The organism is Xenorhabdus griffiniae, assembly GCF_015163655.1.
Classification (GTDB): domain Bacteria; phylum Pseudomonadota; class Gammaproteobacteria; order Enterobacterales; family Enterobacteriaceae; genus Xenorhabdus; species Xenorhabdus griffiniae.
Genome location: NZ_JADEUF010000035.1, coordinates 1 through 13,671 on the forward strand (window position 1 = coordinate 1; position 13,671 = coordinate 13,671).

Annotated in this window: 2 protein-coding genes (1 of these 2 only partly in view); both read right to left on the reverse strand. The window is 51.9% G+C overall.

Going from position 1 to position 13,671, the window contains the following annotated elements:
* A partial coding sequence (locus IQ211_RS07800) for an amino acid adenylation domain-containing protein (RefSeq protein ID WP_193836345.1) occupies positions 1-8,229 on the reverse strand: 8,229 nt, incomplete at its 3' end.
* Positions 8,226-13,671 carry the 3' portion of a non-ribosomal peptide synthetase gene (locus IQ211_RS07805; RefSeq protein WP_193836346.1) on the reverse strand. It continues 1,232 nt past the right edge of the window, so only the last 5,446 of its 6,678 coding nucleotides appear in the window; its start codon lies beyond the right edge, outside the window; the stop codon is at positions 8,226-8,228. The genes IQ211_RS07800 and IQ211_RS07805, both read right to left, overlap by 4 nt.

The following is a 13,671-nucleotide window of genomic DNA, read 5'->3' on the forward strand; positions in this document are numbered from 1 at the left end:
CGGATCGAGCGGGACATAGGCTCCGCCAGCCTTAAGGATAGCCAGTAAGCCGACCACCATATCCAGACTGCGCTCGACACAAATCGCCACGCGCTTGTCTGGACGGACGCCCCGCGCAATCAAATAATGGGCCAGCTGATTAGCGCGACGGTTCAGTTCGCCATAACTCATCGTTTGTTCTTCAAATACCACGGCGGGCGCATTGGGTTGTTGCGCGGCCAGTGCTTCAAACGGGGGATGGATTAAGATTTCTGACGGGAAATCCATCTGTGTGGCATTGAAATTTGTCAGCAATTGCTGTTCCGATTTTGGCATTATCGGCAGAGTGGCAATGCATTGTGTTTCATCAGTAACCATGGCCGCCAATATATTCTTCAGGTAGTCAACCATCCGTTCAACCGTGGTTGAATCGAATAAATCAGCAGCATAGGTTATAGCGCCGGCTAAACCTGATTCGGTTTCAGTGAGTGATAATGTGATGTCAAAATAGGCACCATGGTGAGCCTGCTCAATTGAGATGAGCTGCAAATCAGGTAATACCAGATTCTGGGCGGGTGTGTTATTCAAGGTCAGCATTACCTGAAAAATGGGACTGTAGCTTAAGTTACGTTCAGGCTGGAGTGCCTCCACCATCTGTTCGAAAGGCAGATCCTGATGAGCATAGGCGGCAAGTGATCGTTCGCGAACTTGTGCGAGCAGCTCCGTGACATTGAGGCCATCATTAAATGTGACACGTAAGGCCAGCGTATTGACAAAGAAACCTATCACGCCTTCAAGTTCATGGTGTGGGCGATTGGCGACTGGGGTGCCGATAACGATATCGCTCTGACCACTGAGTCGGGCCAATACGATACTCCAGGCACTCAATAGGGTCATAAACAAGGTGCAGTTATGGCGTTGTCCAAGTTCTTTAAGTGATACCAATAACGCGGTATCAAACTGGAAAGAGATCTGGTCACCCGCATAGGTTTGTATGGCTGGACGCGGCCGATCGGTGGGTAATGTCAGTAAGGCTGGCGCGTCTTTAAGCTGGGTACACCAGAAATCACGTTGTGTTTCCAGAGGCGTTTCTTTTTGCTGAGCATGTTGCCAGACCGCATAATCCGCATACTGGATGGGGAGTGGTGGTAAAGGATTTTCTTCGCTCTCAAGCGCTGCACGGTAGAAAACACCCAGTTCTCGTACCAGCACACCAAGCGACCAGCCGTCAGTGATAATATGATGCAGGGTCAGCAGCAAGATATGTTCTTCGTCTGCCAGTTGCAGCAGTTGACCACGAATAAGTGGCCCTTGGACGAAATCAAAAGGTGTTTGGGATTCGCGTTCGATAAGCTCGGTAACACGGCGGGTATGCAAGGCCGGATCAAGCTGGCACAGGTTGTGGCAGGACAAGGTAAAACCGAGGTCAGCAGGTTCAATGTGTTGGTAGGGTTGTCCTTCAATCAATATAAAGCGAGTGCGCAGGCTTTCATGGCGAGCAACCAGACGGTCAAGGGCAATCACTAACGCATGACGATCCAGTGAACCGCTCAGGCGTAGTGCCGCAGGTAAATGGTAGGCTTGACTCGCCGCCGGATCGAGCTGACCGAGGAACCATAAACGTTGTTGCGCAAAGGAGAGAGGCAGTGGCTGGTTGCGATCCGCAATGGGAATAACGGTATGAGTCGTTGTAGCCATGTTAGTTAACGTATGCGCTAATGCCATTAGAATCGGTTGGTCAAAGAGCGTCTGTAACGGTAACTCCCGTGCCAGCACCTGACGGATACGCGCAACAAGTTGGACGGCAAGCAGAGAGTGTCCACCCAGCTCAAAGAAATGATCATGACGGCCAACCTGTTCCAGCCCCAGTAAGTCTCGCCAAATTTGGGCCAACGCAGTTTCTATTTCACCGACGGGGGCTTCATAGCTGCGCGTCACGACGGCAGCAGCATCCGGCACAGGGAGCGCCTGCCGGTTGAGTTTGCCGTTAGGCGTTAACGGAAAAGTCGCTAACGTGACAAAAGCACTCGGCAGCATATAGTCGGCAAGGTGTTGAGCGAGTTGCTGACGCAATTCAGCGGGCAGTAGTTCAGCACCATTTCGTGGACGCAGATAGGCAACCAACTGTTTTTGCCCTGCTTCATCTTCGCGGGCGATCACAACCGCTTCGCGCACCCCATCACACTGCATCAGTTGTGTCTCGATTTCGCCCAATTCAATGCGAAAGCCCCGCAGCTTGACCTGAAAATCATTGCGGCCGAGGTATTCGATATTACCATCGGGCAGCCAGCGGCCAAGGTCACCGGTTTTATACATACGTGCGTCTGGCTCTGAAGAGAATGGATCGGCAAGAAAACGTTCGGTAGTCAGTTCCGGTTGGTTGAGATAACCGCGGGCCAGGCTGACGCCCGCGATATAGATTTCCCCTGTGACACCAAGGGGGACGAGTTGTCCGTGAGGGTCCAGAATATAACTTTGGCTATTGGCGATCGGGCGACCAATAACGGAAACTTCCGGTACACCTGCCTGAGCAGAATATTCATACCAAGTGGCATCACCATTGATTTCAGATGAACCATAAAAATTCAGGAGACGGAGCCAGGGGTAATCTGTCACTACCTGTCGGGCTAACTCAGGTGCAAGCCGTTCTCCGCTGCAAATCAACGTCCTGACTGATTTGAGATGAATTCGATTATCATGATCCTGTATTAAAAGTTTTAATAGTGAAGGTACAACGACCAGATAGTTAACATTAAAACGCTGCAAACCTGCACTGAACTGGCTGGGATCTTTCACTTCATAGTTATTGAAAACCACCAGTTTGCCACCTGCCAGCAGTACACCCAACGTTTCAGTGATTGAATCAACAAAGCTGATACTGGTTTTCAGCGCCCCGATTAATGGCGGAATCGCGATGTCTCGGACGAACCACAAGAGCCGATTGCATAGGGCTAGATGACTACTCATGACTCCTTTGGGCAGGCCAGTGGAGCCAGAAGTATAAACAACATAGGCCAGATGACGGGGAGTCAGGCCAGATACTTCTGGGTTGTGATCTGGCTGCATTTCCATGCTGTCATCTTGGATATCAAGCAGGAGGAGAGGAACAGCATCGGTTGACTCAGTACCTGTAAAAATATCAAGCCAGGCTAGTTGGGTCAGTATCGCTACCGGTGCTGAATCCTCAAGCATATAGGCCAGCCGTTCGGCCGGGTAAGCCGGATCAAGCGGCACATAAGCCCCTCCCGCTTTCAGGATAGCCAGTAAACCGACCACCATCTCTGGGCTGCGTTCGACACACATAGCGACACGATCGTCTGGGCGTACACCCAACATGATTAAATGATGCGCCAGACGATTGGCACGGCGATTCAGTTCACCATAGCTGAGTGACTGTTCACCGTATACTACGGCGATATCAGCGGGGTGCTGTACTGCTTCGATTTCAAACAGTTGGTGGATCAGGACATCCTGCGGAAAATCGGCTTGTGTGGCATTGAAGTCTGTCAGCAGTTGTCGTTGCTCCAGAGCAGGCAGGATCGGCACGTGCAGAATGGGTTGCTGCGGATTATGGATAAGTGCATCAATAAGACCACTGATAGCAGTGACCAGATAATGAGTTATACGTGCCGGATCAATATTCGTCACAGTTTGGGCAGTTAAATGGAAACCAACGCCCATATCATCTACCGATAGCGTGATTGGATAGTTGGTTCGCTCTTCCGCTGCCAGGATGCGGATACCCGCCCAGACCGAACTGGCTGTTTCTATCTCACCCGATTGACTATGACGATAATTCAATAACGCACTGAACAGCGGCATTGGTTGGGGTACGCCACTGCATCGTTGTGCCAGCGATAACGGTGCCTGTTCATGTTCTAATAACCGAGTCAGATTGTGGTAGGTAGCCTGTACCACTTCTTGCACGCTAAATCCGGTCAGCGTAATCCGTATCGGCAGCGTGTTGATAAACATGCCCAATATTCGGTTGGCTCCTGTGATCCCTTGCAAACGTCCCAATAATACTGAGCCAAAGACCACATCGTGGTGACCACTGGTTTGAGCCAACACTTGCGCCCACGCGACATGAAACAGGACGCCAGGACTGATACCTAAACGGCGAGCCTGAGAACGAATCGCCTTTGCCAGCGTGGGATCAAGCGACAGGCTGTGTTCGTTGAGAGTCCGATTATCGCTTGCTACGCTGAGTACCCCGTAAGGAGCGGTTGGCTCAGCAATATCAGCCAGCTGGTCACGGAAATAGGTTTCATGCTCTGCTACTGGCACACTTAATGTCCGGGCAATAAAGTTACGATAGGGCAGAGCAGTAGGCAGCATGGCGGCATTTCCCTGCAACACGTGGGCAATCTCAGCGAAAATCAGCTCCAGTGTCATATGGTCACTGACCAGATGATGAAAACGCAAAGATAACAACCATTCATCGTGTACGGGATCATGGGCGATATCTGCGGCAAACAGCGGCGCACGGCTTAAATCGAGGCGATACTGGCGTGGATCTGTGTAGTTACGTAATTGTAATGGCATTGGTTGGGATAATACGTCGTCTTCCGTGGACGGGGTGAAGACATTGATATGCAGCGATGCCTGACGCCAAACTACCTGAACGGGCTGGGCCAGATCTTGCCAATAGGCGGCAGTTCGCAGAATATCATGGCGATCGATAATGTGTTGCAGCGCGGCTAAAAAGGCATCAAGCCGTTCGCGGGTATCGAAAGCGAGCAGGCTTTGCAGCAGATAATCATCACCTTGTGTCTGTAATAAGTGCTGGAAAAGAATGCCTTCCTGTAACGGCGCCAGAGGATAGATATCCTGCACATTGGCGACCCCTCCTGACACAGTCGCGACAATGGCATCAATCTCGTCCTGGGACAACGAAACCAGTGGCAGCATATCTGGCGTAATGGAAGTACAGCCTTCGGGGATAAGCTGGGGTGGCGTTTCAAAAGCGCAGGGATTGTCTTGAGATGTCAGAATGGCTTGCGCCAGCTCACTTAAGATTGGGGTCGCAAACACACTGCGCACGTCAAGTCGCCAACCAAGGTTATGCAGTTGTTCAATCAGGTTGACTATCAGCAATGAGTGTCCGCCGAGTTCAAAGAAATGTTCATGACGACCGACCTGTTCCAGTCCCAGCAAATCTTGCCAGATCCGGGCTAAAGCCGTTTCTATCTCTCCGACCGGCGTTGCATAGCCGCGAGTGATCACCGCAGATGTATCGGGGACAGGCAGGGCCTGCCGGTCGAGCTTGCCATTAGCATTCAGTGGGAAGGTGTCCAATGTCACAAAAGCGCTGGGTAACATATATTCGGCCAGGTGTTGGGCGAGTTGCTGGCGTAATTCGGCCGGTATCAGTTCGGCACCCGCCAGCGATCGCAGATAAGCCACCAGCCGTTTCTGCCCTGGCTCATCTTCACGGGCAATAACCACCGCTTCACGTACACCGTGACATTGCATCAGTTGTGCCTCGATTTCCCCTAATTCAATGCGAAATCCACGCAACTTGACCTGAAAATCATTGCGGCCGAGGTATTCGATATTGCCATCAGGCAGCCAACGGCCGAGATCACCGGTTTTGTACATACGTGCGTTCGGTTCTGAAGCGAAGGGATCGCTTAAGAAGCGCTCGGCAGTGAGTTCAGGCCGATTCAGGTAACCGCGGGCCACACCGGCACCGGCGATATAAATTTCGCCGGTAACTCCAAGGGGAACAAGTTGTCTGGCCGCGTCAAGGATATAGATGCGGGTATTGGCGATGGGACGACCAATATGAGAAACAACATTTGTTGTCCGATTCATGCGGGTCCAGGTCGAATACGTTGTCGTCTCCGAAGGGCCATAGAGATTGCAGATATCCTCTACACCAGAATGGGTAAACAGATGTTCGACAATATGGGGTTTCAGCGCTTCCCCCGCCAGATTAATGGCTTTAACGGTGGGGGGAATGGCATTTGTCTCGCTCAAATGCGCGATGGCCGATGGCACCGTATTAATCAGGCTGATCGCCTGTTCTGTAGCAGCAGATTTGGCAGCGATTAACGACAGGGTATCAGCAACAATATGAACCGTACCGCCAGAAATCAGTGGCGCAAAACATTCGTACACGGACAAATCAAAATTAAACGAAGTCGCAAACAGAGTATGAGCCAATACTTCGGGGCGAAAAGCCCGTTGGGCCCAGGTCAGGAAATTCACGGTATTGCGATGCGCAATGGCAACCCCTTTGGGTGATCCGGTCGAACCTGAGGTGTAGATCACATAAGCCAAATGATTTGATGTTAAACCCAGTGCCTGAGCGTCGGGATTGGCTATCGATTGACTTAAGCGGTATTGATTGTCACTGCTGAGTAGATTGTCGATAAAGACCGTAGCGGCGGAACTGGTCAGTCTGTCGGTGAATTTTTTCTGCGTGATGACTACGACGGGAGTCGCATCCTCAAGCATATAGGCCAATCGGCTGGTTGGGTAAGCGGGATCGAGCGGGACATAAGCACCCCCCGCTTTAAGAATAGCCAGTAACCCCACCACCATTTCTAAACTGCGTTCGACACAGATAGCGACTCGATCATCTGGATTTACCCCTAATGTAATCAAATGATAAGCCAGATGATTGGCATAGTGGTTCAATTCCCCATAGCTAAGAGACTGATCGCCACATACTACCGCTGTTGCATTGGGCGTTTGTGCAGTTTGCATTTCGACCAATTGATGGATCAGGGCGTCCTGGGGGAAATCGGCTTGAGTGGCGTTGAATTCCACCAACAATTGGTGCCGCTCCGAGGCTGACAATATTGGCAGGCTGGCAATAGTCTGTTCGGTTTCGCTTGTCATTGCCACCAGTACCCGTTTCAAATAGCTGACCATCCGTTCTATCGTCGAGGAATCAAACAGATCAACGGCATATTCCAGCTCGCCAAACAAACCAGATTCTGTTTCGGTCAGCGATAAGGTCATATCGAAGTGGGTACTGTGGCGTGCTTGTTCAATTTGGCTGAGTTGCAAGCCAGGTAACGTCAGGGTCTTGGCGGGCGTATTGTTTAGAGCCAACATCACCTGAAAGATCGGGCTGTAGCTTAGGCTACGTTCAGGCTGGAGTGCTTCCACGACCTGTTCAAACGGCAGATCCTGATGGGCGTAGGCAGCAAGTGCCCGTTCCCGCACCTGGTCAAGCAGATCCGTTACATTAAGGTCATCATTGAGAGTGACACGTAAGGCCAGCGTATTGACAAAGAAACCAACCAGCCCCTCAAGCTCACGGTGTGGACGGTTAGCAACTGGCGTACCGATGACGATATCATCCTGTCCACTGAGTCGGGCGAGTACAATACTCCAGGCTGCCAGTATAGTCATAAACAGAGTCGTGTGATGCCGTTGTCCAAATGACTTAAGTGATGCCAGCAAGGTCGCATCAAACTGAACAGGCACCTGTTTACCTGCATAAGTGGGTACGGAAGGTCGTGGCCGATCGGTGGGTAATGTCAGCAAGGCTGGGGCGCCCTTAAGTTGCGTACACCAAAAATCGCGTTGTTTAGCAAGGACAGTGTCTTGTAACCACTCACGTTGCCAGACGGCATAGTCAACATACTGAATGGGGAGTGGCGGCAGCGGATCATCCTGGTTGTCAAGAGCCGCACGATAGAGTGCGCCTAGTTCGTGCACCAGTACCCCGATAGACCAGCCGTCAGAGATGATGTGATGCTGGGTCAGCAATAACACATGTTCTTCATCCGTGAGTTGTAACAGTTGGCCGCGGATCAGCGGGCCTTGAGTTAGGTCGAAAGGCGCCTGTGTTGCAAGGGCAGTCAGTTCGGCGAGACGGCTAGCCCGCGTTTTGGTGTCTAATCGACGTAGATCATGGCAGGACAGGGCAAAACCGCTGTCAGCCGGATCGATATGCTGACAGGGTTGGCCTTCGTTCAGAACAAAGCGGGTACGCAGACTTTCATGACGTGCAACCAGATGATTGAGTGCGTTAGTCAGGGAGTCACGGTTAAGTTGGCCTGTCAGGCGCAGCGCTATTGGAAGATGATAGGCCAGACTAGCGGCAGGATCGAGTTGGTTAAGGAACCACAGCCGCTGTTGGGCGAAGGACAATGGCAGAGGACGCGCACGGACGGCTTGTTTGATGGGTGGCCGCTTCTGATGATGCTTGTTATGTTGTAATTGTTCTTTAATTTTCTTTTGTAAAACAGCACGTTTCAGATTATCGCGGTTCATGTTATGCCTTATCATTTGTTGTTGTCTCCGCCTAAAATTGCCATTAATTCTTCGGTTGACATTAAATCCAGCTCGTCCTCAAGTAATTCAATATTGCTGTTCCCTATAGCATCCAATTGGGTAGTAAGGATGATGTCGGCCTGCTCTGCCAATTGAGGAGAAAGAAACAACGAGGAGATAGGGATATCGACCAGAAATTCATCTTGTATGCGTGTTGCTAATTGCGCGATCAGCAATGAGTGGCCGCCAAGTTCAAAAAAGTCATCGTGGCGACCAATTCGTGCTAATCCCAGCAAGTCTTGCCAGATTTGGGCCAGCATGATTTCTTCTGCATTGATCGGTGCTTCATAGTGGCGTGCGACCATAGCGGATGCATCAGGGGCAGGAAGTGCCTGACGGTCGAGTTTGCCATTGGGGGTCAGCGGGAAAGTCTCCAATATGACAAAGGCGCCAGGCAGCATATAGCCAGCGAGATGCTGGGCCAGTTGCTGATGCAGTTCTGTCGGCACCAGTTCAACACCGGTTTGGGGGATCAGGTAGGCGACCAGACGTCTCTGGCTCCCCGTGTTGTCGAGAAGCGTATCTTCGCGCATAAGAACGATGGCTTCGTGCACGCCATCACATTGCATTAACTTAGCTTCAATCTCGCCGGGTTCAATGCGAAAACCACGCAACTTGACCTGAAAATCATTGCGACCAAGATATTCGATATTGCCATCAGGCAGCCAACGCCCGATATCACCGGTTTTGTACATACGGGCATCGGGGTTCTGGGAGAACGGATCGGCAAGGAAGCGTTCGGCAGTCAGTTCAGGCCGGTTCAGGTAACCGCGAGCCACGCCGTCACCGGCAATATGGATTTCACCTGCTACCCCGATGGGAACGGGTTGACCACGCGTATCCAGAATATAAATCCGGGTATTGGCAATTGGGCGGCCAATAGGGATGGAGCGGGTTACATCCACGGGGGAAGTGATCTCGTAGGTGGAGGCAAATGTTGTCGTTTCCGTTGGGCCATAGCCGTTAATCAGGTGGACGGGTTGAGACGCAGCCCGTTGTACCTGTTGTATTTTCCTCGGATCGAGCACATCACCACCGGTAAGCAGGTAACGTAACTGACCAAATAAGGGTTTGAGACTATCGAGATATTCGTTGAACAAACCCACCGTTAACCAAAGGGCGGTGACTCGCCCCTTGATCAATGAATCGCAGAAACGTTCTGGATCGAGCAGCACGGATTGCGGAATGATATGCAGGCGTGCCCCGTTGAGCAGGGCAGACCAAATTTCCCAGGTCGAGGCATCAAAAGCGATATTGGCACAATGAGCAACGCAGTCGGATGTACCGATATCTGCATAAGCACTATTGATAACCAGCCGATTGACACTGCGGTGTTCGACCATCACCCCTTTGGGTTGCCCCGTAGAGCCAGAGGTGTAGATCACATAGGCTAGATTTTGTGATGTCAGGTTCAGTACCCGTGGATTAGGGGAGGAAATCGGATGTATCTCTTGGCTATCAAGCACGATGATAGGCACTGTCGCAGATACATTGCGGTGTAACCTGTCGAATTGTGCTGTCTGGGTCAGTAATACCACTGGAGCGGCATCTTCGAGCATATAAGCCAGCCGTTCGGTGGGATAAGCCGGATCGAGCGGAACATAAGCGCCGCCAGCCTTAAGAATGCCGAGTAATCCCACAATAGTATCCAGACTGCGTTCGACACAAATTGCCACCCGATCATCTGGCCGCACTCCCAGAGCAATCAAGTGATGAGCCAGACGATTAGCCCGTTGGTTCAGTTCACCATAGCTCAGTGTTTGGTTTTCACAGACGACAGCGATGGTATCTGCATGTTGTTCAGCCTGTGCTCCAAACAGTTGGTGGATTAGCGCACCTTGCGGGAAATCAACTTGAGTAGCGTTAAAATCGGCCAGCACTTGTTGCCGCTCTGCCGTTGGTAAGATTGGCACGGCCAAAATCATCTGTTGTGGATGGTGTACCAACGCATCGATCAGGCCACGAATGGCTGTCAGCAGGTAATGGGCTACACGAACGGGATCGATATCTGCCACAGTGTGGATGGTCAGGTGAAAACCAACGCCTAAGTCATCTATTGATAGTGTGATTGGATAGTTGGTTCGTTCCTGTGTAGCAATAACGCGCATGTCTGACCAGATATTAACCGCGTTCGCGTCATTGGCTTGGGAATGACGGTAATTAAGTAAGGAGCTGAACAGCGGCATGGGTTGCGCGACACCACTACAACTTTGTGCCAACGCCAATGGTGCCTGTTCATGTTCCAGTAGCGACATCAGGTTATCGTAGGTGGCTTGTACCACGGTTTGTACACTGCGATCAGCCAGAGAAACACGTACTGGCAGGGTGTTGATAAACATCCCCAGTATTTGGCCGGCACCGGCACCGCCTTGCAGACGCCCCAATAGTACGGAGCCAAAAACGACGTCGTCACGACCACTGGTATGGGCCAATACCTGCGCCCAGGCCACATGAAACAGGACACTCTGATTGATCCCTAAGCGTCGAGCCTGGCTGCGAATAGCTTCCGCCAGTTCAGAAGGAAGAGAAAGGCGGGCTTCGGTGATGGCGTTACCATCGCTTAATGTTTGGTTATCCGGTATTGACAGCACACCGAATGGGGCTGTCGGTGCATCAATATCGGCGAGTTGAGCACGAAAATAGGCTTCGTGTTCTGTGGCGGGTGCGTTCAGGATTTGAGCGATAAAGTTGCGATAGGGCAGTGCCGCAGGCAGTGTTTGTTGTCCCTGCAATATTTGCGCTATTTCGGCAAAAATCAGATCCAGTGTCATATGGTCGCTGACCAGATGATGGAAACGCAGGGCCAGCAGCCATTCGTTCTGTAGTGGATCATGGGCGATATCGGCAGCAAACAGCGGGGCATGGTTCAAATTAATGCGGTGCTGGCGTGGATCGGTGTCAGCCTGTAATTGCGCCGGAATATCGTCTGGCGTGGCAGGGATGAATTCGTGGATAGTCAGCTGCGCCTGACGCCAAACCACCTGAACTGGCTGTTCCAGTCCTTGCCAATAAACGGCCGTGCGCAGGATATCATGGCGGTTAATAACCTGTTGCAAGGCCGCCAGAAAGCTCACAAGACGATCGCGAGAATTGAACGCGAGCAGGCTCTGCAACAGATAGGTATCCCCCTGTGCCTGCATTCGGTAATGGAACAGAATTCCTTCCTGCAACGGGGCTAGTGGATAAATATCCTGTACATTACTGGCTCCGCCGGAAACGGTAGCAACGATGGCATCAATTTCAGCTTGAGAAAGCGAAACCAATGGCAGCATATCGGGGGTAATGGCCGTACAATCTTCAGGGATCAGGTTGGGGGGGACGACAAAGGTGCTGCCCCCATACTGGATAGCCTGAGCCATATCAGCAAGGACAGGTGAGGCGAACACACTGCGCACTTCGAGTTGCCAGCCGATATTACGCAGCTCTTCGATCAGGCTGACAATCATCAACGAATGGCCGCCGAGTTCAAAGAAATGGTCATGGCGGCTGACTTGTTTCAAATCTAAGAGTTTTTGCCAAATCTGTGCCAGGGCGATTTCTTTCTCACCAACGGGCGCAGCATAACTACGGGCGACGACGGCCGATAAATCCGGGGCCGGCAGCGCCTGACGGTTAAGTTTGCCATTGGGGGTGAGCGGGAATGTGTCTAACATAACAAACGCACTGGGTAACATGTATTCAGCAAGATGCTGAGTCAGTTGCTGACGCAATTCAGCCGGCACCAGTTCAATCCCTTCCCGTGGCCGCAGATAGGCCACCAGCTTTTTCTGGCCGGGCTCATCTTCGCGCGCCAGCACAACCGCTTCGCGTACGCCGTCACATTGGGTGAGCCTGGCTTCGATTTCCCCCAGTTCTATACGGAAGCCCCGTAACTTGACCTGAAAGTCATTACGGTCAAGGTATTCAATATTGCCATCGGGCAGCCAGCGGGCCAGATCGCCGGTTTTGTACATCCGGGCATCGGGTTGCGAAGAGAACGGATCGGGCAGGAAGCGTTCGGCGGTGAGTTCAGGGCGATTGAGGTAACCGCGGGCGACGCCGTCACCGGCAATATGGATTTCACCTGCTACCCCGATAGGAACAGGTTGACCCTGCGTATCCAAAATATAAATTTGGGTATTTGCGATGGGGTGCCCAATGGGGATTTTTCTGCTTTTACCTTCAACGTTCTCGTCTTCCATAACAGGAATTTCATAGGCGGTGGCAAACGTGGTTGTCTCGGTTGGCCCATACACATGCAGTAAGTGTCTGGGGGGATGTTCGGTTCTGAGACGAATAGCCGGGCGGTTATCCGCTTGTTCACCGCCGAACAGGACATAGCGTAAGCCAGAGAGGGATGGCCCAATGAGATCCGCGTATTGGTTAAACAGGGCAGTGGTCAGGAACAGGGCAGTGACCCCTTCTGATGACAAACACTGACCAAACTGCGTGGGCTGGAGCAAGACTTTTTCCGGGATAAGCACAATACGTGCCCCATGCACCAGCCCCGCCCATATTTCCCAGGTGGCGGCGTCAAATGAAACATTGGCGCAATGGGCAATACAGTCGTCAGGGCCAATCTCAGCAAAGCCACTGTTAATGATAAGACGCAGGACATTGCGATGTTCGACCATCACGCCTTTGGGTTGTCCCGTCGAGCCGGAGGTGTAAATCACATAAGCCAGATGGCGTGATGTCAGCCCCAATGTCTGGGCTTGCGGATTGTGCGTTGGCTGGGTTTCCAGTAACGCTTCCGGGGCATCAAGCACAATGACCGGCACCGTTGCAGGGACGCAGTTTCGTAATCTGTCGCATTGTGAGGTCTGGGTGAGTAACACCACCGGGGCGGCATCGTTCAGCATATAAGCCAGCCGTTCGGTGGGATAAACCGGATCGAGCGGCACATAAGCACCGCCCGCTTTAAGAATGCCGAGTAATCCCACAATAGTATCCAGACTGCGTTCAGCACACATCGCTACCCGATCATCCGGCCGCACGCCGACAGTTATCAGGTAATGGGCCAGCTGATTCGCGCGATGATTTAACTCACCGTAGCTCAGGGTTTGCTCTTCATAGACGACCGCAATGCGGTCGGGATGCTGTGCCGCTTGTGCTTCAAACAGCGAGTGGATCAACGCGTTTTGCGGGAAATCGGCCTGAGTGGCATTAAAATCCACCAGCAGTTGTTGTCGTTCTGATACGGGCAGCATCGGTAATGTGGCAATAAGTTGGGTGTCATCCGCTGTCATGGCGATCAGTGCTTTGTTGAAATAACCGACTATTCGCTCAACGGTAGCGGCATCGAATAAATCGGTGGCATATTCCAGCCCACCGATTAAACCGGCTTCGGTTTCACTCAGTGATAAGGTTAAGTCAAAATGTGCACTGCGATGTTCCTGAGCAATCGTCGTCAGTTGC